The sequence below is a fragment of the Kitasatospora sp. NPDC008115 genome (genome assembly GCF_042957205.1).
In the GTDB taxonomy this organism is placed as follows: Bacteria; Actinomycetota; Actinomycetes; order Streptomycetales; family Streptomycetaceae; genus Kitasatospora.
In genome coordinates this window covers 1-22,317 of the sequence record NZ_JBIBHU010000020.1, presented here as the reverse complement: position 1 = coordinate 22,317, position 22,317 = coordinate 1, and the positions used below count along the sequence as shown (strand labels likewise).

General features: G+C 72.8%; 19 protein-coding genes. 11 read left to right on the top strand and 8 right to left on the bottom strand.

The genetic code is table 11. From position 1 onward, the window contains the following. Window positions 1-26 precede the first annotated feature (26 nt). Complete coding sequence (gene dnaJ, locus ACFZBX_RS24060; protein ID WP_380627762.1) at window positions 27-1,172, bottom strand: molecular chaperone DnaJ; 1,146 nt, start codon at window positions 1,170-1,172, stop codon at window positions 27-29. A 73-nt stretch (window positions 1,173-1,245) separates the two neighbouring features. Continuing rightward, entirely contained in the window at window positions 1,246-2,280 is a 1,035-nt protein-coding gene (gene hrcA, locus ACFZBX_RS24055) for a heat-inducible transcriptional repressor HrcA (RefSeq protein ID WP_391535855.1), read from the bottom strand. Between the two features lie 275 nt (window positions 2,281-2,555). Between hrcA and htpX the strand changes: the two genes are divergently transcribed. The 4 genes from htpX (at window position 2,556) to ACFZBX_RS24035 (ending at window position 5,796) form a co-directional block, all read left to right on the top strand. Then, window positions 2,556-3,476 carry a zinc metalloprotease HtpX gene (gene htpX, locus ACFZBX_RS24050; RefSeq protein ID WP_391535854.1) on the top strand — a complete coding sequence of 307 codons (921 nt, stop codon included), beginning with the start codon at window positions 2,556-2,558 and terminating at the stop codon, window positions 3,474-3,476. A gap of 62 nt (window positions 3,477-3,538) precedes the next feature. Further along, on the top strand, window positions 3,539-4,126 hold the full coding sequence (locus ACFZBX_RS24045) for a hypothetical protein (protein WP_391535853.1): 588 nt from the start codon (window positions 3,539-3,541) through the stop codon (window positions 4,124-4,126). A gap of 114 nt (window positions 4,127-4,240) precedes the next feature. Beyond that, a complete protein-coding gene (locus tag ACFZBX_RS24040; protein WP_391535852.1) occupies window positions 4,241-4,942 on the top strand; it encodes a DUF2785 domain-containing protein in 702 nt (233 codons plus the stop codon). A 20-nt stretch (window positions 4,943-4,962) separates the two neighbouring features. Continuing rightward, on the top strand, window positions 4,963-5,796 hold the full coding sequence (locus ACFZBX_RS24035; protein WP_391535851.1) for a DUF3097 domain-containing protein: 834 nt from the start codon (window positions 4,963-4,965) through the stop codon (window positions 5,794-5,796). Here ACFZBX_RS24035 and ACFZBX_RS24030 read toward each other — a convergent pair. Genes ACFZBX_RS24030 through ACFZBX_RS24020 form a run of 3 tightly spaced genes read right to left on the bottom strand, consistent with a single transcriptional unit; the run spans window position 5,787 to window position 9,598 of the window. After that, a complete protein-coding gene (locus ACFZBX_RS24030; RefSeq protein WP_391535850.1) occupies window positions 5,787-6,344 on the bottom strand; it encodes a Uma2 family endonuclease in 558 nt (185 codons plus the stop codon). The two genes, ACFZBX_RS24035 and ACFZBX_RS24030, sit on opposite strands and share 10 nt — an antisense overlap. Window positions 6,345-6,385: 41 nt before the next feature. After that, window positions 6,386-7,615, bottom strand: a complete 1,230-nt coding sequence (hemW, locus tag ACFZBX_RS24025) for a radical SAM family heme chaperone HemW (RefSeq protein ID WP_391535849.1) — start codon at window positions 7,613-7,615, stop codon at window positions 6,386-6,388. Between the two features lie 60 nt (window positions 7,616-7,675). Continuing rightward, window positions 7,676-9,598, bottom strand: coding sequence for an AMP-dependent synthetase/ligase (locus tag ACFZBX_RS24020; protein WP_391535848.1), 1,923 nt, complete (start codon window positions 9,596-9,598; stop codon window positions 7,676-7,678). A 321-nt stretch (window positions 9,599-9,919) separates the two neighbouring features. Here ACFZBX_RS24020 and ACFZBX_RS24015 point away from each other — a divergent pair, with 321 nt between their 5' ends. The 4 genes from ACFZBX_RS24015 (at window position 9,920) to ACFZBX_RS24000 (ending at window position 16,092) form a co-directional block, all read left to right on the top strand. Then, window positions 9,920-11,653: an ABC transporter ATP-binding protein gene (locus tag ACFZBX_RS24015; protein ID WP_391535847.1), complete on the top strand. Its 1,734-nt coding sequence runs from the start codon at window positions 9,920-9,922 to the stop codon at window positions 11,651-11,653. Between the two features lie 197 nt (window positions 11,654-11,850). Next, entirely contained in the window at window positions 11,851-13,749 is a 1,899-nt protein-coding gene (locus ACFZBX_RS24010; protein WP_391535973.1) for an ABC transporter ATP-binding protein, read from the top strand. Between the two features lie 141 nt (window positions 13,750-13,890). Further along, window positions 13,891-14,895 (top strand): RNA polymerase sigma factor SigJ, encoded by a 1,005-nt coding sequence (sigJ, locus tag ACFZBX_RS24005; RefSeq protein WP_391535846.1) that lies wholly within the window; start codon window positions 13,891-13,893, stop codon window positions 14,893-14,895. 129 nt (window positions 14,896-15,024) lie between these two features. After that, window positions 15,025-16,092, top strand: coding sequence for an NAD(P)/FAD-dependent oxidoreductase (locus ACFZBX_RS24000; protein WP_391535845.1), 1,068 nt, complete (start codon window positions 15,025-15,027; stop codon window positions 16,090-16,092). An 82-nt stretch (window positions 16,093-16,174) separates the two neighbouring features. Here the strand turns inward: ACFZBX_RS24000 and lepA are convergent, their stop codons facing one another. After that, window positions 16,175-18,046, bottom strand: a complete 1,872-nt coding sequence (gene lepA, locus ACFZBX_RS23995) for a translation elongation factor 4 (protein ID WP_391535844.1) — start codon at window positions 18,044-18,046, stop codon at window positions 16,175-16,177. A gap of 272 nt (window positions 18,047-18,318) precedes the next feature. On the opposite strand from lepA, the gene rpsT reads away from it, so the two are divergent. Then, window positions 18,319-18,588, top strand: coding sequence for a 30S ribosomal protein S20 (gene rpsT / locus ACFZBX_RS23990; protein WP_350566336.1), 270 nt, complete (start codon window positions 18,319-18,321; stop codon window positions 18,586-18,588). A 240-nt stretch (window positions 18,589-18,828) separates the two neighbouring features. Here rpsT and ACFZBX_RS23985 read toward each other — a convergent pair whose 3' ends face one another. Then, entirely contained in the window at window positions 18,829-19,386 is a 558-nt protein-coding gene (locus tag ACFZBX_RS23985) for a hypothetical protein (RefSeq protein ID WP_391535843.1), read from the bottom strand. Window positions 19,387-19,682: 296 nt separating this feature from the next. Between ACFZBX_RS23985 and ACFZBX_RS23980 the strand changes: the two genes are divergently transcribed. Then, window positions 19,683-20,363 (top strand): hypothetical protein, encoded by a 681-nt coding sequence (locus ACFZBX_RS23980; RefSeq protein WP_391535842.1) that lies wholly within the window; start codon window positions 19,683-19,685, stop codon window positions 20,361-20,363. 49 nt (window positions 20,364-20,412) lie between these two features. On the opposite strand, the gene holA is transcribed toward ACFZBX_RS23980, so the two are convergent. After that, on the bottom strand, window positions 20,413-21,414 hold the full coding sequence (gene holA, locus ACFZBX_RS23975; protein ID WP_391535841.1) for a DNA polymerase III subunit delta: 1,002 nt from the start codon (window positions 21,412-21,414) through the stop codon (window positions 20,413-20,415). 54 nt (window positions 21,415-21,468) lie between these two features. Here holA and ACFZBX_RS23970 point away from each other — a divergent pair, with 54 nt between their 5' ends. Next, window positions 21,469-21,762, top strand: coding sequence for a hypothetical protein (locus tag ACFZBX_RS23970; RefSeq protein ID WP_391535840.1), 294 nt, complete (start codon window positions 21,469-21,471; stop codon window positions 21,760-21,762). Window positions 21,763-22,317: the final 555 nt, after the last annotated feature.

The following is a 22,317-nucleotide window of genomic DNA, read 5'->3' as shown; positions in this document are numbered from 1 at the left end:
AGCCTCGGCACCCCCGCGCGGGACGGCTACCGGCCGTTGAAGGCGTCCTTCAGCCGGGAGAACAGCCCCTGCTGCCCGGGCGCGAACTGGCCGGAGGGCCGCTCCTCGCCGCGCAGCACCGCCAGGCGGCGCAGCAGGTCCTCCTGCTCGGCGTCGAGCTTGGTGGGCGTCTGCACCTCGACATGCACTATCAGGTCGCCCCGGCCGCCGCCGCGCAGGTGGGTGATGCCCCGGCCGTGCAGCGGGATGGACTGGCCGGACTGGGTGCCGGGCCGGATGTCGACCTCCTCCACCCCGTCCAGGGTCTGCAGCGGCACCTGGGTGCCCAGCGAGGCCGCCGTCATCGGGATGGTGACGGTGCAGTGCAGGTCGTCGCCGCGCCGCTGGAACACCGCGTGGGTGGTCTCGGCGATCTCGACGTACAGGTCGCCGGCCGGGCCGCCGCCGGGGCCGACCTCGCCCTCGCCGGCCAGCTGGATCCGGGTGCCGTTGTCGACGCCGGCGGGGATCTTGACGGTCAGGGTGCGGCGGGCGCGGACCCGGCCGTCGCCAGCGCACTCCGGGCACGGGGTCGGCACGACGGTGCCGAAGCCCTGGCACTGCGGGCAGGGGCGGGAGGTCATGACCTGGCCCAGGAAGGACCGGGTGACCTGGGAGACCTCGCCCTTGCCGCGGCACATGTCACAGGTCTGCGCGGAGGTGCCGGGCGCGGCGCCCTCTCCGCTGCAGGTGGTACAGGTGACGGCCGTGTCGACCTGGAGCTCCTTGGTGGTGCCGAACGCGGCCTCCTCCAGGGTGATCTCCAGGCGGATCATGGCGTCCTGGCCGCGCCGGGTCCGCGAGCGCGGGCCGCGCTGGCCGGAGGCGGCGCCGAAGAAGGCGTCCATGATGTCGGAGAAGCCGAAGCCGGCCGCGCCCGCGCCGAAGCCGCCCGCCCCGCCGCCCCCGCCGTTCGGCGAGAGCGGGTCGCCGCCGAGGTCGTAGACCTGGCGCTTCTGCGGGTCGGAGAGCACCTCGTAGGCGGCGTTGATCTCCTTGAACCGCTCCTGCGTCTTCGGGTCCGGGTTGACGTCCGGGTGCAGTTCGCGTGCCAGGCGCCGGAACGCCTTCTTGATCTCGTCCTGCCCCGCATCCCGTCGGACGCCGAGTACCGCGTAGTAGTCCGTGGCCACCAAATGCTCCGCTTGTTCCGCCTGTAAGTGTGCTTGCGACTTCGGGCACCGTCAGGTCCGACGGTGCTCGTTCCTACGACTCGGCCAGGATCTGGCCCACGTACCGTGCCACCGCTCGCACCGCCCCCATTGTGCCCGGATAGTCCATCCGGGTCGGACCGATCACACCCAGTTTGGCCACGCTTTCGTCGCCCGAACCGTAACCGACCGAGACGACCGACGTGGAATTCAGGCCCTCGTAGGCGTTCTCCCGCCCGATCCGGACCGTCATCCCGGCGTCCGCGGTCTCACCCAGGAGGCGGAGCAGGACGACCTGCTCCTCCAGTGCCTCCAGCACCGGCTGGATGGTCAGCGGGAAGTCGTGGCCGAAGCGGGTCAGGTTGGCCGTGCCGGCCAGCATGATCCGCTCCTCGCTCTGCTCGGCGAGCGTCTCGAAGAGCGTCGCCAGCACCGTCGAGACGGTCGGCCGGTCGGCTGCCTCGAACAGCGCGGGCAGTTCCTCCAGCAGCCCCGGGACGTCCGGGAGCCGCTGGCCCGCGGCCCGCACGTTGACCCGGGCCCGCAGGTCCGCCAGCAGGGTTTCGCCGACGGTGCCCGGGCAGTCCACCAGCCGCTGCTCGACCCGGCCGGTGTTGGTGATCAGGACCAGCATCACCTTCGCCGGGGCCAGCGCGACCAGCTCGATGTGCCGCACCGTGGAGCGGCTCAGCGAGGGGTACTGCACCACCGCGACCTGGCGGGTCAGCTGGGCCAGCAGCCGCACCGTACGGGCGACCACGTCGTCGAGGTCCACCGCGCCGTCCAGGAAGTGCCGGATCGCCCGCCGCTCGGGCGCGCTCATCGGCTTGACCTCGGCCAGCTTGTCGACGAACAGCCGGTAGCCCTTGTCGGTGGGGATGCGCCCGGCGCTGGTGTGCGGCTGGTGGATGTAGCCGTCCTCCTCCAGCGCCGCCATGTCGTTGCGGACGGTGGCCGGGGAGACCCCGAGGTTGTGGCGGTCGACCAGGGCCTTGGAGCCGACCGGCTCCTCCGTCCCCACGTAGTCCTGGACGATCGCGCGAAGCACCGCGAGCTTGCGGTCGTCGAGCTGACGGACCTCACCGGCCATGGGGCACGCACCTCCGTCTTCACGCGTTGTCCGTTGTGACACGCCGTTGTGGCATGTGTCCGCATTCGAGCTGTCCGGGCCGGCCCCGCAGGGCCCCGGTCTTGGCACTCTGAACACCCGAGTGCCAGAACCGTACCTGCCAGTGTAAGGCCCGGGTCCGACGGCAGGAACGGCCCGGCCGGGGTGATCCTGCCCGCAGTTCGCGGCACGCGGGTGATGCCGCGGGCCCGCCCGGGTGGCAGCATCGGAAGCGGACGGCGAACGGAGGAACAGCGATGTCGACCCCGGGCCAGCACACCCGCTTCGCCCCCGACCGCGGCCTGACCGGCCGGATGGTGGGGACGATGTTCCTGATCGGACTGCTGTACGTCGGCTTCACCGGGCTGCTGATCGCCCTGCTGCGCGGCGCCTGGCCGATCATCGTCCTGATCTCCGGCGGCCTGTTCGTCGCCCAGTTCTGGTTCAGCGACAGGATCACCGAGCGGGCCATGGGCGCCCACCGGGTCACCCCGGAGCAGTACCCGCAGCTGCACGGCGCCGTCGACCGGCTCTGCGCGCTCGCCGACATGCCCAAACCCCGGGTCGCCGTCGCCGACAACGACATGCCGAACGCCTTCGCCACCGGCCGCAACCCCCGGAACGCGGTGGTCTGCGTCACCACCGGGCTGCTGCGCCGGCTGGAGCCGGAGGAGCTGGAGGGCGTGCTCGCGCACGAGCTGTCGCACGTCGCCCACCGGGACGTCGCCGTGATGACGGTGGCCGGCTTCCTCGGCGTGCTGGCCGGCGCGATGACCCGGATCGCCATGTACGGCGGCTTCATGGGCGGCGGGCGCAACAGCAACGACTCCAACGCCGCGATCGCCGCGCTGGTGATCCCGCTGGTGTCGATCGCCGTCTACGCGATCAGCTTCCTGCTGACCCGGCTGCTCTCCCGCTACCGGGAGCTGGCCGCCGACCGGGCCGCCGCCCAGCTCACCGGCCGGCCCAGCGCGCTCGCCTCCGCCCTCACCAAGGTGACCGGCCAGATCGCCGCCATCCCGACCAAGGACCTGCGCCGGGCGCAGGCCTACAACGCCTTCTACTTCGCCCCCGCGCTGAGCGCCCGCGAGGCCGCGGCCCAGCTGTTCTCCACCCACCCGAGCCTGGAGCAGCGGCTGGCGCAGCTCGCGAAGATCTCCGCCCGGCTCGGCCGCTGACGCCCCCTGCCACCTGCCACCTGCCACCCGCACCGTCACCCGTCGCCACCGGAAGGACCGCCGTGGGAATCCTGGACGCGCTGTTCGGCCGCAGCAAGCCCGTCAGACCCGACCTCGACCAGTTGTTCGGGGTGCCGTCCGCCGCGCTGACCCTGGAGGCCGGCGCGGGCCTGCGGCCCACCGGGCTCGGCTCGGTCTGCTTCGCCCCGGTCGAGGGCGGGGCCTTCGACGAGGTCGAGCGGCAGGTCCGGGCGCTGCTGGACGCCGACACCGGGCGCGGCGGCGTCCCCGTCGAGGCGTCCACGGACTCCTACGGCTACTCCTGGCTGCTCGCCCGGCACGCCCCCGGGGAGCTGCCGGACCTCGTCAACGACCTGCACGCGGTCAACAGCGAGCTGGAGGCGAACGGCTTCGGGCCGCAGCTGCTCTGCTCGCTGGTCGGCTTCCGGGACGCCGAGGGGCGCCGCCCGCTGGCCCTGGTCTACCTGTACAAGCGCGGCACCTTCTACCCGTTCGCGCCGCTGCCGGGCGGCGGGGAGAAGCGCGACAGCCCGCTGGAGCTCCAGGTCAACGCGATGCTCGGCAACGACCTGCGGCTGGAGAAGGACCTCACCCGCTGGTTCCCGGTCTGGGGCGCGCCGGGGCTGTGAAAATCCGGTGGCCCCGGCCGCCCGGGCCGCCTAGGGTCCGGCCATGATCAACTGGACCGGGATCGAGACCGCCGAACCCCCCCCCCCGAACTGCTCGCCGCCGTCAGCGCCGCGATGCGCTCCCCCGACCCCGAGACCCGCGACACCCACGCCTACGAGCAGCTGTGCCGCTGGGTGCCCCGGCTCACCCCCGAACAGCGCCTGGCCCTCGGCGACGAGATGGCCGAGCGGCTGTCCGACCCCGAGATCCAGGCCCGCACCTTCGCCCCGCTGGTCCTGGCCGAACTCGTCGACGCCGGCGCGTACCGCCCCGCCTGGCTGGACGCCTTCGCCCACTGGTACCCCGCCGAGACCGACCTGCGCGGCTGGGACCCCGGGCTCGGCTGGCTGCACGCCGTCGCGCACGGCGCCGACCTGCTGGGCGCCCTCGGCCGCAGCCCGCTGGTCGCCGACCCGGCGCCCCTGCTGGACCTGGCCCCGGCCCGGCTGCTCGCCCCCACCGACCACGTCCTGGACGCCATGGAGGACGACCGCCTCGGCCGCGCCATCGGCCAGGTCCTCACCCGCCCGGAGCTGACCGAGCGGCAGGCGCTGGCCTGGCTCGACCCGATCGCCGCCACCGGCCGCCGCAAGCCCGGCGTCGTCCCCGCGACCGTCTCCAACACCCTGCGCACCCTGCGGGTGGTGTACCTGCTCGCCGACCGCGGGGTGCGCCCGGTCCCGGGCGCCGAGCCGGTGGCGCTGCGCCACACCGACGCCCTGCGCGGGCGACTCGCCGAGGTCCTGGCGATCAACACCTCGTACTACCTCGGCTGACGCCTCGTAGACTGCGTGGAATGCGCAGCCGCCAGTACGGACCCGACCTGACCCCGCCGTGGAAGAAGCAGGCCCCCGCGCCGGAGGTGCCCGCCGAGCGGGACCTGGTGGTCGAGGAGGCGGCGACCGGCTTCTGCGGGGCGGTGGTGCGCTGCGAGAAGACCGCCGAGGGCCTCACCGTCACCCTGGAGGACCGGTTCGGCAGGCACCGGGTCTTCCCGATGGTGCCGCGCGGCTTCCTGCTGGAGGGCCGGACGGTCACCCTGGTCCGGCCCGCCGGCCCCGCGCCCGCCCGCACCCCGGGACGCACCGCCTCCGGCTCGGTCGCCGTCCCCGGCGCCCGCGCCCGGGTGGCCCGTGAGTCGCGGATCTACGTCGAGGGCCGGCACGACGCCGAGCTGGTGGAGCGGGTCTGGGGCGACGACCTGCGGATCGAGGGCGTGGTCGTGGAGTACCTGGAGGGCGTCGACGACCTGCCCGCGATCGTCGCCGACTTCGCCCCCGGCCAGGGCCGCCGCCTCGGCGTCCTGGTCGACCACCTGCTCCCGGGCACCAAGGAGCACCGCATCGCCGCCCGGGTCACCGGCCCGCACGTGCTGGTCGTCGGCCACCCCTACATCGACGTCTGGCAGGCCGTGAAGCCCTCCTCGGTGGGCATCCCCGCCTGGCCCGCCGTCCCCCGCGGCGAGGACTTCAAGCTCGGCACCTGCCGCCGCCTCGGCTGGCCCGAGGACACCCCCGCCGCCTGGAAGCGCATCCTGTCCAAGGTCGACTCCTACAAGGACCTGGAACCCGACCTGCTGGGCCGCGTCGAGGAGCTGATCGACTTCGTCACCCTCACGGGTCAGGAATAGGTCCGGAACTCCGAGGTGTCGAGAACAACGCCCAGCAGGTCCAACGGGACCGGTTCGCCGAACTTGGTGGTCCGCTCGGCCACATAGTCCGGCGCTCCCGAGGCGCCGACCGGGGTGGGCTCGGTCAGCAGGACGCAGAGGCCCTTGATCGGATCGACGATCAGATAGGCCGGAACGGCGCCCTCCGCGTAGAGCTCCCGTTTGGTCCGGTAGTCGCGCAGCACGCTGGTCTTCGACACGACCTCGACGACCAGCGCCACGGCCGGCGCGGGAACCAGCCGCCCGGGCCCCTCGGCAGCCCCCCGCTCAAGCACCACCAGGTCCGGCTGCGGCTCGCTGGCATCGGCGGGGAACGCCACGTCCTGCGTCTGGAGCCGGTGCCAGCGCGCCCGCGGAATCTGGTCGACGATCGACTCGACGATGAGGTTGTGAGCCAGGTCCGGCCCCGCCATCATCACGATTTCCCCCCTGATGAGCTCGGCCTTGAAGCCTTCCGGGACCTCCAGGTTTTCGAAGATCCCAGTCATCCGGTCATCGATGGCGGTCATTTTCGCGCTCCCTCCGACGGCTGACACCACGTTAACGACACTCAGTCCACCAGGTCACGCACCACCGCGTCGGCCAGCAGGCGGCCCTGGAGGGTGAGGGCGGCGCGGCCGTGCTCGTAGGGGGCGGGGGCGAGGAGGCCGTCGGCGAGGGCGCGGGCGGCGGCCTCGCGGCCGGCGGCGGTGAGGAGGCCGAGCGGGATGCCCTCGGCGAGGCGCAGTTCCAGCAGGACGCGCTCGACCCGGCGGTCCTCGGCGGTGAGGCGTTCGCGGCCCTGGGCGGGGGTGCGGTGCTCGGCGAGGGCGCGGGCGTAGGCGGCCGGGTGCTTGGCGTTCCACCAGCGCACGCCGCCGACGTGGCTGTGCGCGCCGGGGCCGGCACCCCACCAGTCGCCGCCGGTCCAGTACAGCTCGTTGTGGCGGCAGCGGCCCTCGGGGGTGGTGGACCAGTTGGAGACCTCGTACCAGGAGTAGCCGGCGGCGCTCAGCGCCTCCTCGGCGATCAGGTAGCGGTCGGCGTGCACGTCGTCGTCGATCATCGGCAGTTCGCCGCGCCCGACCCGGGCGGCCAGCCGGGTGCCCTCCTCGACGATCAGCGAGTAGGCGGAGACGTGGTCGGGGCCGGCGCCGATCGCCGCGTCCAGGGAGGCCCGCCAGTCGTCGTCGGACTCACCGGGGGTGCCGTAGATGAGGTCGAGGTTGACGTGCTCGAAACCGGCCGCGCGGGCCTCGGCGACGCAGGCCTCGGGGCGGCCGGGGGTGTGGTGGCGGTCGAGCAGCTTCAGCACGTGCGGGCGGGCGGACTGCATGCCGAAGGAGATCCGGTTGTAGCCTCCCTCGCGCAGTTCCGCCAGGTACGCGGGGCCGACGGACTCCGGGTTGGCCTCGGTGGTCACCTCGGCGCCGTCGGCGAGCCCGAACTCGTCGCGGATCGCGGCGAGCATCCGCACCAGGTCGCGGGCCGGCAGCAGGGTCGGGGTGCCGCCGCCCAGGAAGACGGTGCGCACCGGCGGCGCGTCCGCGCCGAGGACCCGGCGGGCGAGCCGGACCTCGGCGACCACGTTGTCCGCGTACGTCTCCTGGGACGCCACGGTGCCCGAGGAGCGCAGCTCGGTGGCGGTGTAGGTGTTGAAGTCGCAGTAGCCGCAGCGGCTCGCGCAGTAGGGCACGTGCAGGTAGAAGCCGAACGGCCGCGAGCCCAGGCCGTCGAGGGCGTGCGCGGGCAGGGAACCGTCGGACGGCACCGGTTCGCCGTCGGGAAGTGCGGAGGGCATGACCCCATTGTCCCGTACGGCCGGGGTGGTCCCCCCGGCCGTACGGGACGGGCGGGCCGGTCAGGCCTCGTTGGCGCCCGCGTACATCGCGGTGACCGCCTCCGCGTAGGTCCGCTCCACCACCGGGCGCTTGATCTTCAGGCTCGGGGTGAGCTCGCCGTGCTCGACGTCCAGGTCGCGCGGCAGCAGGTGGAACTTCTTGATCGTCTGCCAGCGCTGGAGCCGGCCGTTGAGCCGCCGCACGAAGCCGTCGATCAGCTCACGGGTGCGCGGGTCGGCGACCACCTCGGCGTAGGACTTGCCGGCCAGGCCGTTCTCGGCGGCCCAGGGCATGATCACCGCCTCGTCCAGGCCGATCAGCGCGGTGCAGTAGTTGCGGCCGTTGCCGATCACCAGGATGTTGCTGACGAACGGGCAGGCCGCCTTGAACCTGCCCTCCACCTCGCTCGGCGCGACGTACTTGCCGCCGGAGGTCTTGAACAGGTCCTTCTTGCGGTCGGTGATCCGCAGGAAGCCGTCCGGGGTCAGCTCGCCGATGTCCTCGGTGTGGAACCAGCCGTCCGCCTCCAGCACCTCGGCGGTCTTCTCCGGCAGGTTGTGGTAGCCGCGCATCACGCCCGGGCCGCGCAGCAGGATCTCGCCGTCCTCGGCGATCCGCACCTCGGTGCCCGGCAGCGGACGTCCCACCGTGCCCACCCGGATGTCCTCGGCCCGGTTGACGCTGGAGCCGGCGCTGGTCTCGGACAGCCCGTAGCCCTCCAGGATCGGCACCCCGGCGCCGACGAAGAAGTAGCCGATCTCCGGGGCCAGCGCGGCACTGCCGGACACCGCCCCGCGCAGCCGCCCGCCGAAGGCCGCCCGGATCTTGGCGTACACCAGCTTGTCGGCGAGCGCGTGCTTCATCCGCAGCACCGCCGGGGCGCTGTCCACCCCGGTCGCCACCCGGTTGTCCTGGACCGTGCGGGCGTAGTCGCGGGCGGTGCGCGCCGCCCACAGGAAGATCTTGTACTTGGCGCCGCCCTCCGCCCTGGCCTTGCCGGCGATGCCGTTGTAGACCTTCTCGAAGATCCGCGGCGCCGAGGCCATGATGGTGGGCCGGATCACCGGCAGGTTGTGGATGATCCGCTCCACCCGGCCGTCCAGCGCCATCACGTGCCCGGTCGCGATCTGCCCCGAGATCAGCGTCTTGCCGAACACGTGCGACAGCGGCAGCCACATGAACTGCACGTCGTCGGCGGCCAGCAGCCCGCTGGCCTCCTGCGCCCGCCCCTCGTAGGCCCAGCAGTCGTGCACCAGGCGCACGCCCTTGGGGCGGCCGGTGGTGCCGGAGGTGTAGATGAGGGTGGCCAGCTGCTCCTTGCCGAGCGCGGCGATCGCCTTCTCCACGGCGTCCGGGTGCGCGGCCAGGTGCTCGGCGCCCAGCCGCTCCAGCTCGGCGAGGGTGATCACCTTCAGCCGGCCAGCCGGCGGGGGCCCGTCCGGCGCGTCGAAGAGGATCACGGTCCCGAGGCCGGGCAGCCGGTCCAGCTCGGCGACCACCTTCTCCAGCTGGGCGGCGTTCTCGGCGAACAGCGCCCGGGAGCCGGAGTCGGAGAGGATGAACGCCGTCTCGTCGGCGTTGGTGCTCGGGTAGACGGCCGTGGTGGCCGCGCCCGCGCACATGTTGCCGAGGTCGGCGAGGATCCACTCCAGCCGGGTGGAGGAGGCCAGCGCCACCCGGTCCTCGGCCTCGATGCCCAGCGACAGCAGACCGGCCGCCACCGCGTACACCCGGGCCGCGGTCTGCGCCCAGGTCAGCGAACGCCACTGCTCGGCGCCGGGCGTGCTGTCCGCCGCGTGCTCGTCCACCGGGACGGGGTGGCGGTAGGCCTCACCGCCGGGGGTCAGCGCGACCCGCTCCTGGAACAGGTGGGCGACGGAGGCGGGGCGCCCGGCCACGATGTCGGTACGGCCGGAGTCGATCAGGGACTGCGCGGAACTCAACGAGGACCTCCGGGGGCGGGTGGCCGTCTGAATGATGTGACGTCCGTGGGGGCGGCCGCCGGCCCCCTGGCAACCGGACTCGGTACCGGTGAGTAACAAGAGGGCTGCCAGCAGCCTAGGGGGAAACCGGTCATTCCGTAAGAGGGCGGGCCGAGCCGGCACCCTCCCGCGCCGCCGGTGCACGGCACAACCGCGGCCCCCGGAACGTTCGGCAAAGGGCTGGACAAAGATCCGGCTCGCTTGCCCGGAATCTCCTGTACCGGCCTCCCGAACCATGAGAATTGGGATGCCAAAGCCGCCGCCGACGACAAGAGTGAGCCAGTGCTGATCAGACTGCTCAGGGCGTACCTGCGCCCCTACACCCGACCGATCACCCTGCTGGTGCTCCTCCAGCTGGTGTCCACCCTCGGGCTGCTCTACCTGCCCACGCTCAACGCCGACATCATCGACAGCGGAGTCATCAAGGGGGACACCGGCTACATCCTGCGCGTGGGCGCGGTGATGATCGGCGTCACCCTCCTGCAGACCCTCTGCTCGATCAGCGCCGTCTACTACGGCGCGCGCACCGCCATGGCCGTCGGCCGCGACGTCCGGGCCGCCGTCTTCGACCGCGTCCAGGGCTTCTCCGCCCGCGAAATCGGCCAGTTCGGCGCCCCCTCCCTGATCACCCGCACCACCAACGACGTCCAGCAGGTCCAGATGCTGGTCCTGATGTCCTTCACGCTGATGGTCGCCGCGCCCATCATGTGCGTCGGCGGCATCATCATGGCCCTCAACCAGGACGTGCCGCTCTCCGGGCTGCTGCTCGCCGTCGTCCCCACCCTCGGCGTCGTCGTCACCGTCCTGGTCCGCCAGTTGCGCCCGCGCTTTCGCAGCATGCAGGAGCGGATCGACACCGTGAACCGGGTGCTGCGCGAGCAGATCACCGGCATCCGGGTCATCCGCGCCTTCGTCAAGGACGACCACGAGCAGAACCGGTTCGCCGACGCCAACGAGGACCTCACCGGCGTCTCGCTCCAGGTCGGCAAACTGATGGCCTACCTGTTCCCCGGCGTCATGCTCGTCGTCAACGTCTCCAGCGTCGCCGTCCTGTGGTTCGGCGCCTACCGGATCAACAGCGGCGACATGGAGATCGGTGCCCTCACCGCCTTCCTCTCCTACCTGCTGCAGATCCTGATGAGCGTCATGATGGCCACCTTCATGTTCATGATGGTGCCGCGCGCCGAGGTCTGCGCCGAACGCATCCAGGAAGTGCTCGACACCCGCTCCAGCGTCGTGCCGCCCGCCGCCCCCGTCGGCAAGGTGCTGCGCCGCGGCCACCTCGAACTGCGCGACGTCGACTTCCGCTACCCCGGCGCCGAGGCGAGCGTGCTGCGCGGCATCGGCATCACCGCCCGGCCCGGCGAGACCACCGCCGTCATCGGCTCCACCGGCAGCGGCAAGTCCACCCTGCTCGGCCTCGTCCCCCGGCTCTTCGACGCCACCTCCGGCCAGGTCCTGCTCGGCGGCGTCGACGTCCGCGAACTCGAACCCACCACGCTGTCCGACAGCGTCGGACTCGTCCCGCAGAAGCCCTACCTGTTCTCCGGCACCGTCGCCAGCAACCTGCGCTACGGCCGGCCCGACGCCACCGACGAGGAACTCTGGCACGCCCTGGAGATCGCCCAGGCCAGGGAGTTCGTCGAACAGCTCCCCGAAGGCCTGGACGCGCCCATCTCCCAGGGCGGCGGCAACGTCTCCGGCGGCCAGCGCCAGCGCCTGGCCATCGCCCGCACCCTGGTGCGCCGGCCCGACGTCTACCTCTTCGACGACTCCTTCTCCGCGCTCGACTACGCCACCGACGCCAGGCTGCGCAAGGCGCTCGCCCGCGAGACCTCCGACGCCACCGTGGTGATCGTCGCCCAGCGCGTCTCCACCATCCGCGACGCCGACCGGATCATCGTCCTGGACGAGGGCGCCGTCGTCGGCAGCGGCACCCACGGCGAGCTCATGGCCGGCAATCCGACGTACCGGGAGATCGTGCTCTCCCAGCTCACCGAGCAGGAGGCGGCGTGACCAGCCCCGACAAGTCCGCGCCCGGCCCCGGCAAGCCCGGAGTCGACCTCGGCAAGCCCGGCCCCGACCTCGACAAGGCCGCGCCCGACCTCGGCGAGGCACCCGGCGGACGCCCGGGCGCACCCGGCGGACCCGGCGCGGGCGGCGACTCCCAGGCCGCCGCCGCCCGCCGCGGCCCCGCCGGACCCGGCCGCTTCATGGGCGGCCAGGGCGCCGAGAAGTCCATGGACTTCAAGGGCTCCGGCAAGCGGCTGCTGAAACTCCTCCGCCCCGAACGCGCCCTCATCGCCGGCGTGCTCGCCCTCGGCACCCTCAGCATCGGCGCCGCCATCATCGGCCCCAAGATCCTCGGCCACGCCACCGACCTGATCTTCGCCGGCGTCATCAGCGGCCGCTTCCCCGCCGACGCCTCCAAGCAGCAGATCATCGACTCCATGCGCGCCCGCGGCGACACCGACCTCGCCAACCTGGTCTCCTCCGTCGACTTCACCCCCGGCCAGGGCATGGACTTCGGCGCCATCGGCGACGTCCTGCTCTGGGTCCTCGCCATCTACGTCGCCTCCGCCGTCTTCGGCGTCGTCCAGGGCCGCCTCGCCGCCCGCGCCATCCAGCGCGCCGGCTACCGGCTGCGCCAGGACGCCGAGGCCAAACTCGCCCGGCTGCCGCTCAGCTACTTCGACAAGCAGCCCCGCGGCGAGGTCCTCAGCCGGGTCACCAACGACATCGACAACATCAGCCAGACCATGCAGCAGACCATGGGCCAGGTGGTCAACTCGCTGCTCACCGTCGTCGGCGTGCTCGCCATGATGTTCTGGATCTCCTGGCTGCTCGCCCTCATCGCGCTGATCGCCGTCCCGCTGTCCGTCGTCGTCGCCACCCGCGTCGGCAAGCGCGCCCAGCCGCAGTTCGTCCAGCAGTGGAAGTCCACCGGGCAGCTCAACGCGCACATCGAGGAGATGTACACCGGCCACACCCTGGTCAAGGTCTTCGGCCGGCAGAAGGAGTCCGCCGAGACCTTCCGCGAGCACAACGACGCCCTCTACGCCTCCAGCTTCAAGGCCCAGTTCATCTCCGGCATCATCCAGCCCGCGATGATGCTGATCGGCAACCTCCAGTACGTGCTGATCGCCGTCGTCGGCGGCCTGCGGGTGGCCTCCGGCGCGCTGTCCATCGGCGACGTCCAGGCGTTCATCCAGTACTCCCGCCAGTTCAGCCAGCCGCTCACCCAGGTCGCCAGCATGGCCAACCTGGTGCAGTCCGGCGTCGCCTCCGCCGAACGCGTCTTCGAACTCCTCGACTCCCCCGAGCAGACCCCCGAACCCGCCATGCCGGAACGCCCCGACGTACTGCGCGGCCGGGTCGTCTTCCAGGACGTCGCCTTCCGCTACGACCCCGGCAAGCCGCTCATCGAGGACCTCTCGCTCAAGGTCGAACCCGGCCAGACCGTCGCCATCGTCGGCCCCACCGGCGCCGGCAAGACCACCATGGTCAACCTGCTGATGCGGTTCTACGAGGTCAGCTCCGGCCGGATCACCCTCGACGGCGTCGACATCGCCGCCATGTCCCGCGAGGACCTGCGCTCCGGCATCGGCATGGTCCTCCAGGACACCTGGCTGTTCGGCGGCACCATCGCCGACAACATCGCCTACGGCGCCGAAGGCGCCACCCGCGACCAGGTCGTCGAGGCCGCCAGGGCCGCCCACGTCGACCGCTTCGTGCGCACCCTGCCCGAGGGCTACGACACCGTCATCGACGACGAGGGCACCGGCGTCAGCGCCGGCGAGAAGCAGCTCATCACCATCGCCCGTGCCTTCCTCGCCCAGCCCTCGATCCTCGTCCTCGACGAGGCCACCAGCTCCGTCGACACCCGCACCGAGGTGCTCATCCAGCGGGCCATGGCCCGGCTGCGCACCGGGCGCACCAGCTTCGTCATCGCCCACCGGCTCTCCACCATCCGGGACGCCGACGTGATCCTCGTCATGGAGAACGGCTCCATCGTCGAACAGGGCGGCCACGACGAGCTGATCGCCGCCGACGGGGCCTACGCCCGGCTCTACAAGGCGCAGTTCGCCGAGGCGGTCGCCGAGGTCGAGTAACGCCGCGCGGCCACCCGGGAGCCCGGGGCGCGGACGGTCCCGGCCGTCCGCGCCCCGGGCTCCCGCGCGTCGGGGGCCGGGCTCCCGCGCGTCCGGGCCCGCCCCTGCCGCCGGCCCGGGGGCGGGCGCTACGGTAGGGCCGTGAGTGACGAACCGTCGGCCACCGCCGCCACCGAGCCCGCCGCCGCTGCCCGCGGCGCCGATGCCCCCGGTGCCGCCGGCCTCGGTGCCGCCGGTCCCGGTGCCGCATCCTCCGGGCAGGACGCCTTCGAGGCCAACCGGCGCTACCTCGGCTCCGTCGCCTACCGGATGCTCGGCTCCTTCACCGACGCCGAGGACGTCCTCCAGGAGGCCTGGCTGCGCTGGCGCTCCGCCGACCGCGCCACCGTCGCCGACCCCCGCGCCTACCTCACCACCGTCGTCACCCGCCTCTGCTACGACCAGCTCGGCTCCGCCCGGGCCCGCCGCGAGTCCTACTTCGGCGAATGGCTGCCCGAGCCGTCCCTCTCCTACCAGGACACCCCCGCCTCCCCCGCCGACCTCGCCGAGCGGGGCGAATCCGTCTCGCTCGCGCTGCTCGCCGTCCTCGAACAGCTCACCCCCGCCGAACGCGCCGCCTTCGTCCTGCACGACGTCTTCGCCGTCGGCTTCGACGAGATCGCCGCCTCCCTCGACCGCAGCCCCGACGCCACCCGCCAGCTCGCCTCCCGCGCCCGCCGCCGGGTCAAGGACGGCGGACGCCGCGCCACCGCCGACCCCGCCGAGCACCGGCAGGCCGTCGAGGCGTTCGCCGCCGCCAGCGCCCGCGGCGACATCGAGGGCCTGCTCGCCGTCCTCGACCCCGACATCGTCTGGCACTCCGACGGCGGCGGCGTCGTCAGCGCCGGCGCCCGCCCGGTGCTGGGCTCCGTCAAGGTCTCCCGGCTGGTCCTCGGCCTGGTGTCCAAGTGGGTCACGGCCGACGCGTCCGTGGAGTTCGCGCTGGTCAACGGCGAGCCCGGCCTGATCTGGTACGCGCAGCCGGGCGTGATCGGCGGCGTGATGGCCTTCGCCGTCGCTGACGGCCGGATCACCGAGGCCTACGCCGTGGTCAACCCGGAGAAGCTCACCCACCTCAACACCCCCGTCGCCCCGCCGGAGGTGTGACGCAGGTCACCGTCACATTCCCCCGGGCGCCGTCGTCCCCCTTCCGAACACGCGGAGAAGCGCTCCCCGGCCACCCCGGGGACACCGCGAGAGGACGCCACCGACGGCGCCACGAAGGAGCGGGACGACATGACCGAGAAGCAGATCGTCGTACTGGGTGCCGGCTACGCGGGCCTCGCCGCCGCGACCCGGGCCGGCAAGGGCGGCCGGGTGACCCTGATCGCCCCCGAGAGCCGCATCCTCCACCGCATCCGCCAGCACGAGATCAGCGCCGGCCTCCCGGTGCGGCGGCCCGCCATCACCGAGGTGCTGCGCGGGCGCGGTGTGCGGCACGTCCAGGCCCGCGCCACCGAACTCGACCTGGCCGGCCGCAAGGTCCTCCTCGACAACGGCGACACCCTCGGCTACGACACCCTCGTCTACGCCCTCGGCAGCCGTACCGCCTGGCACGACGTCCCCGGCGCCGCCGAGCACGCCCACCCCGTCGAACGGGCCGCCGAGGTCGCCGAGCGGCTGCGCACCGCCGAGCGCCCCGGCACCGTCGCGGTCGTCGGCGGCGGCGCCACCGGAATCGAGCTGGCCGCCGAACTCGCCGAGGCCCACCCCCGCTGGACCGTGCGGATCGTCGCCGCCGGCCAGGTCGGCGGCTGGTTCTCGGCCAAGGGCCACGACCACGTCCACCGCGTGCTGCGCGGCCTCGGCATCGGGATCCACGAGCAGAGCCCCGTCACCGCCGTCGACGCCGGGGGCCTGACCACCGCCGCCGGCCGGATCCCCGCCGACCTGGTCGTCTGGGCCGCCTCGATGGAGCCGCACCCGCTGGCCGCCGAGGCCGGCCTCGCCGTCACCCCCGCCGGACGGGCGGTCGTCGACGACCACCTGCGGTCGGTCTCGCACCCCGAGGTCCACGTGATCGGCGACGCCGCCGAGGTCACCGTCCCCGGCACCGGCGCCCTGCGGATGGGCTGCGCCACCGCCCTGCCGCAGGGCCAGTACCTCGGCAAGCTGCTCACCGGGCGCACCGACAAGCCGTTCGCCTTCCGGTACGTGGTGCAGTGCCTGAGCCTCGGGCGGCGCGACGGGCTGCTGCAGTTCATCCACCCCGACGACTCGATGCGGCCGGCCGTGCTCACCGGGCGGGCCGGGCGGCTGGCCAAGGCCGTGATCCTCAAGACCGTCGTGCTGTCGCTGCGCTGAGCAGCGCGGGAACGCCGGAGGGGCCCGGGACGCGCGGTGCGTCCCGGGCCCCTCGTGGTGGCGCCGTCGTTACTTCTTCCCGCTACTTCTTCTCGCCCTTGGGCGCCTCGGCGTCGGTGGACAGCGCGGCGATGAAGGCCTCCTGGGGGACCTCCACCCGGCCGACCATCTTCATCCGCTTCTTGCCCTCCTTCTGCTTCTCGAGCAGCTTCCGCTTGCGGGAGATGTCACCGCCGTAGCACTTGGCGAGGACGTCCTTGCGGATCGCGCGGACCGTCTCGCGGGCGATCACCCGCGAGCCGATCGCGGCCTGGATCGGGACCTCGAACTGCTGGCGCGGGATCAGCTTCTGCAGCTTGCCGGCCATCATCACGCCGTAGCTGTAGGCCTTGTCCTTGTGCACGATCGCGGAGAAGGCGTCCACCGCGTCGCCGTGCAGCAGGATGTCGACCTTCACCAGGTTCGCGGTCTGCTCGCCGATGGGCTCGTAGTCGAGCGAGGCGTAGCCGCGGGTCTTGGACTTCAGCTGGTCGAAGAAGTCGAAGACGATCTCGGCGAGCGGCAGGGTGTAGCGCAGCTCGACGCGGTCCTCGGACAGGTAGTCCATGCCCTGGAGGTTGCCGCGGCGGGACTGGCACAGCTCCATGATCGCGCCGACGAACTCGTTCGGCGCCAGGATGGTGCCGCGCACGACCGGCTCGTACACCTCGGCGATCTTGCCGGTGGGGAACTCGCTCGGGTTGGTGACGGTGTGCTCGGTGCCGTCCTCCATGATCACCCGGTAGACCACGTTCGGGGCGGTGGAGATGAGGTCGAGGTTGAACTCGCGCTCCAGGCGCTCCCGGATGATCTCCAGGTGCAGCAGGCCGAGGAAGCCGCAGCGGTAGCCGAAGCCGAGCGCCACCGACGTCTCCGGCTCGTACACCAGCGCCGCGTCGTTCAGCCGCAGCTTGTCCAGCGCGTCGCGCAGCAGCGGGTAGTCCGAGCCGTCCAGCGGGTACAGGCCGGAGAACACCATCGGGCGCGGGTCCTTGTAGCCGCCCAGCGCCTCGGTGGCACCCTTGTGCTGCGAGGTGATGGTGTCACCGACCTTGGACTGCCGGACGTCCTTCACACCGGTGATGATGTAGCCCACCTCGCCGACGCCCAGGCCGTCGGCGACCTTGGGCTCCGGCGAGATGACGCCGATCTCCAGCAACTCGTGGGTCGCGCCGGTGGACATCATCGCGATGCGCTCGCGCTTGGTCAGCCGGCCGTCGACCACCCGGACGTAGGTGACCACGCCGCGGTAGGCGTCGTACACCGAGTCGAAGATCATCGCGCGGGCCGGGGCGTCCGCGACGCCGACCGGGGCCGGGACGGTGTCGACGATGTGGTCGAGCAGGTCCTCGACGCCCAGACCGGTCTTGGCGCTGACCTTCAGGACGTCGCCCGGGTCGCAGCCGATGATGTGCGCGATCTCCTCGGCGTACTTCTCCGGCTGGGCGGCGGGCAGGTCGATCTTGTTCAGCACCGGGACGATGGTGAGGTCGTTCTCCAGCGCCAGGTACAGGTTGGCGAGGGTCTGCGCCTCGATGCCCTGGGCCGCGTCGACGACCAGGACGGTGCCCTCGCAGGCCGCGAGGGAGCGGGACACCTCGTACGTGAAGTCCACGTGGCCCGGGGTGTCGATCATGTTGAGGATGTGCGTGCTGCCGGCGTTCGGGCCGGTCTTCGGCGCCCAGGGGAGACGGACGGCCTGCGACTTGATGGTGATGCCGCGCTCGCGCTCGATGTCCATCCGGTCGAGGTACTGGGCGCGCATCTGCCGCGGGTCCACCACGCCGGTGATCTGCAGCATCCGGTCGGCGAGCGTCGACTTGCCGTGGTCGATGTGGGCGATGATGCAGAAGTTGCGGATCAGCGCCGGGTCGGTACGGCTGGGCTCTGGCACATTGCTGGGGGTCGCGGGCACCTTGGTCCGATTCTCCGTTGGTCCGGGGGCCGGGGGTGTCCGGATCATCGCTGACCGGCTTCCCGGGCGACCGGACGGTCGTCCGATCGAGATAGTTCCTCCCATCTTCCCACTTCCCGCGAGCGGGCCGCGCGCCAGCGCCCGGTTTGGGCCGGGCCCGGCGCCCCTGGTAGCGTTGGGCGCTGCACCTGGCCTCGGCATGCCCTCTCAGCTGGTCCGACGGCCGCGCAGTGCAGCCCGTTCCAACCAATGACACAGACTGAGGCTCTTTCGTGGCGAACATCAAGTCCCAGATCAAGCGCAACAAGACCAACGAGAAGGCGCGCCTGCGCAACAAGGCCGTCAAGTCCTCGCTGAAGACCGCCCTGCGCAAGGCCCGTGAGGCCGCTGCCGCCGGCGAGACCGAGAAGGCCACCGAGCTGGCCCGCGCCGCCTCCAAGGCGCTGGACAAGGCCGTGAGCAAGGGCGTCATCCACGCCAACCAGGCCGCCAACAAGAAGTCGGCCATCACCAAGCGCGTCAACGCGGCCGCCCAGGCCTGACGCCTCCGGGGCCGCCTCGACGGCCCCGCCCCCTCGGGACGACCCGGCCCTCTACTCGGAAGCCCGAGGCGCACAACACACTTCGCACCGCACGCGGCCTGCGTTCGCCACGCGGGTGCGGTGCACAGAGATTGACCGGAAGTGCCTGCTCACAGGCCTTCCACCGACTGCCCGACCGGTCCCCACCGGTCGGGCAGTACGCGTTTCCGGGGCCGGTCGGGCGGCTGGTGGCCGGTGTGCTCAGCTGATCTTCGTCCAGGGCTGGCAGCCCTGCGTCTTGAAGACGACGTCGGACTTCTTGATCGTGACGACGCCCTGGCCCATCAGGTTCTCATTGGCGATGATCGAGCCGAGGTCGCCGTCGGCGGCGCGGGCGCGCTCCCAGTAGCACATGCCCATCGAGCCGCCGCCCGGGCCGGCCGTGCGGTAGGTGCCGGGCCGGATGTCGGTGCCGACCAGGAAGGTGCCGCTGCCGTCGATCGTGTCGGCCGGCTCGGCGGGTGCGTTCCCGGCCTCGGGCTTGGTGACCGTTCCGGTGCCGGCCCCGGCCTCGGTGGGCGGCGCGGTGGCGGCGGGCGGCGGCGGGGTCGCGGTCGCCGTGACGGTCACGGTGACCGTCGGAGCCGGTGGCGCGGGCGGTGCCGGAGCGGTGACCGTCGCGGTGACGGTCTGTGTGACGGCGGGCTGCGGAACCGGGTCCGCTCCCGCCGCCGCCACCGTCCTCGAACCGCTGGAGCAGGCCGTCAGCCCGGCCAGCAGTCCGGCCGCCGTGACGATCGTGATGGTGCGCGTGCGCAAGGTCCCCCCTGGGACGTGTGGCCGATGAGGGGCCCGACCCTACCGGCCGGGCGGACCGCCACGTTGCCTGTCCCGGCCTTCGGTACGACCGGTAGGGTCCCGGGTGACCGGCACCCGCGTCGAGGGCCCGAGGGGGGCACACATTGGGGACACCGCCGCCACCACCGCAGGGCGGGCCCGGCTTCGCCGGCTTCCCACAGCAGCAGCCGCAGCCGCCGCCGACGCCGAGCGCTCAGCCCGGCTTCGGACCGCCGCCCGGGCTGCCCAGCTCGCCCGGGGTGCCCGGTGGATCGGGTGTGCCCGGTGGAGCCGCGCCGAACGGCGGGCGTGGTGGCGGTCTGCGGCGCAACGCGGTGTGGGCGTTCGTCGGCGCGATCCTCGCCTCGGTGGTCTGGACCGGTACCGTCGCCGTGGTGCCCGGCATCGTGGACGGCCGTTCGGCCGTGAAGGGCATCCGCGGCTACCACGCCGTCGACCGGATCTGCGACGCGGGCAAGCTCACCGCGTTCCGCGGCAAGTACAGGATGGTGGACAACTACCCGCTGGAGCACGCCGGCCGCAGCGACTCCATGGACGTCATGCGCTGCTACGCGCTGATGAAGCGCACGCCCGACGGCAGCGAGACCACCGACTACGCGACCCTCGACATCCGGGTCGAGCTGCACAAGGCCGTCGACTCCGTCCCCGAGTTCGCCGCCATGCGGCAGTACTTCGAGCAGCAGAAGTACGAGATCACCGACGCTCCGGGCCTCGGCGAGGAGGCCTACTTCGCCTACGGCGACGAGCCGACCAGCTCGGACAAGACCTTCCACGACATCAACCACTACCTACAGGTCCGCGACGGCGGCATGACGTACTCGCTGTACTGGACGGACAACTACCAGACCGGCAAGAACCACACGCTGGACCGGGAAACCGTGCGCAAGGCCATGCTCGACGACACCCGGGACATGCTCAAGGCGATCGGCGGCCCGTAACGGAAGCCCGTAGCAGCGGCCGGTAGCGGCGGGGCGGGTGCGGGCGCGGTCAGTACGACGGCGTCCGGGAACCGGCCCGGGCGGCCCTCGCCACGGCGACCACGGCCCGCTCCAGCGCGAAGGCCGGGTCGTCGGAGCCGCCCTTGACGGCGGCGTCCGCCTGCGCGATCGCGGTCAGGGCGGTGGCCACGGCGTCGCCCGTCCAGCCGCGCATCTGCTGGCGGACCCGCTCGACCTTCCACGGCGGCATGCCCAGCTCGCGCGCCAGGTCCGCCGGGCGCATGTTCCGCCCGGTGGTCGCCAGCCGGCCGATGCTGCGCACGCCGGAGGCCAGGGCGTAGGTGATGCCGGTCGGCGGCTGGCCGACCGCCAGCGCCCAGCGCAGCCGCTCCAGCGCCTCGGCGGCCCGGCCGGTGACCGCCAGGTCCGCCACCTCGAAACCGGTCGCCTCGGCCCGGCCGCTGTAGTAGCGGGCCACCACCGTCTCGTCGATGGCGCCCTCGACGTCGGAGGTGAGCTGGCTGCACGCGGCCGCCAGCTCGCGCAGGTCGCTGCCGAGCGCGTCCAGCAGCGCCTGGCAGGCCTCGGGCGTCGCCGAGCGGCCGAGCGTGCGGAACTCGCCGCGCACGAAGGCCAGCCGCTCGCTCGCCTTGGCGAGCTTGGCGCAGGCCACCTCGCGGCCGCCGGCCTTCCGGCCCGCGTCCAGCAGGCCCTTGCCCTTGGCGCCGCCCGCGTGCACCAGGACCATGATCACTTCATCGGCGGGGGCCTCGATGTACGCCTTGACCTCCTTGACGGAGTCGGCGGAGAGGTCCTGGGCGGCCCTGACCACGATGACCTTGCGCTCGGCGAAGAGCGACGGGGTGGTCAGCTCGGCCAGGCTGCCGGGCTGCAGGCCGCCCGGCGGGAGGTCCCGCACATCGGTGTCCGGGTCGGCCGCCCTCGCCGCGGCCACCACCTGGGCGACGGCACGGTCCAGCAGCAGCTCCTCCTGGCCGACCGCGAGGGTCAGCGGGGCGAGCAGGTCGTCGGGTGCACTCTTCCTGGCCATCGCCTACCAGCATCCCACGGGGGACGGACAGCTCCGCCCCTGGAGAATGGACGGGTGACCGAAGAGCCCACCACCGACCTGCCGGACGACTTCGACCCGCACGCCCGGCAACTGCTCGTCCTGCCCGACCGCGACGCCGCCGAGGAGGCAGCGGAGGAGCTGAGCGCGGACCACCCCGACCTCGGCGAACTCGAGATCGTCCGCGACGCGCTCGCCGGCGAGGACGACGCCGAGGACGCCCAGTGGCTGGTCGTCGCGGAACCCCCCGAGACCGGCTGGACCCCCGCACTCCTCCACACCCTCGACACCATCGCCACCTCCCACGAGGGCTGGCGCGAGGAGAGCTGACCCCTGGAGTGGAAAGTCGGCCGGGCCGACTTTCCACTCCAGCCGACGGGATTCCCCACCATCACGCCGCGCTCCGGGCCCGCCCGGAGCGCGGCGCCGTTCTCTCCCCTCGCCCACCGGAGCGGCCACGGTTCTGCGCGCTCCACAGGCCGCAGAGCCGGGATGCCTGCCCGGCCCGAGCGCACGGCTCGGGCCGGGCAGGCCGCTCTCCCCCGGGCGCCGCTCCGCAGCTCCGGCCCCGGCCCTGCTGCGCCGCGCCGCGCCCCGTACCGCCCCTGTAGTCGCCCGGCCCCGAGCGTGCCGCTCGGGGCCGGGCGGCAGAAACGTTTCTCCCGGGCCCCGCCCCACCCCTCCGCCCCAACCCCGTGCCCCCAACCCAATCCCCATCCCCCATGTGGCCGGGGCGGAGGGTGGTGGGGGTTACCAGGGCGGGGGGGGGGGGGGGGGGGGCCCGCGCCCCCCCCCCCCCCGGCCGGGGGGGGGGGCCCCCGGGGGGGGCGCCGGGGGGGGGGGGGGGGGGGGGGGGGGGGGGGGGGGGGGGGGGGGGGGGGGGGG

Coding starts and splice junctions, on each gene's coding strand:
- hemW (WP_391535849.1), bottom strand. CDS start 7,615: ATGCCCTCCGCACTTCCCGACGGCGAACCGGTGCCGTCCGACGGTTCC.
- ACFZBX_RS24040 (WP_391535852.1), top strand. CDS start 4,241: ATGCGCTCCCCCGACCCCGAGACCCGCGACACCCACGCCTACGAGCAG.
- holA (WP_391535841.1), bottom strand. CDS start 21,414: ATGGCCAGGAAGAGTGCACCCGACGACCTGCTCGCCCCGCTGACCCTC.
- htpX (WP_391535854.1), top strand. CDS start 2,556: ATGTCGACCCCGGGCCAGCACACCCGCTTCGCCCCCGACCGCGGCCTG.
- ACFZBX_RS24000 (WP_391535845.1), top strand. CDS start 15,025: ATGACCGAGAAGCAGATCGTCGTACTGGGTGCCGGCTACGCGGGCCTC.
- ACFZBX_RS24030 (WP_391535850.1), bottom strand. CDS start 6,344: ATGACCGCCATCGATGACCGGATGACTGGGATCTTCGAAAACCTGGAG.
- ACFZBX_RS24035 (WP_391535851.1), top strand. CDS start 4,963: ATGCGCAGCCGCCAGTACGGACCCGACCTGACCCCGCCGTGGAAGAAG.
- hrcA (WP_391535855.1), bottom strand. CDS start 2,280: ATGGCCGGTGAGGTCCGTCAGCTCGACGACCGCAAGCTCGCGGTGCTT.
- ACFZBX_RS24010 (WP_391535973.1), top strand. CDS start 11,851: ATGGGCGGCCAGGGCGCCGAGAAGTCCATGGACTTCAAGGGCTCCGGC.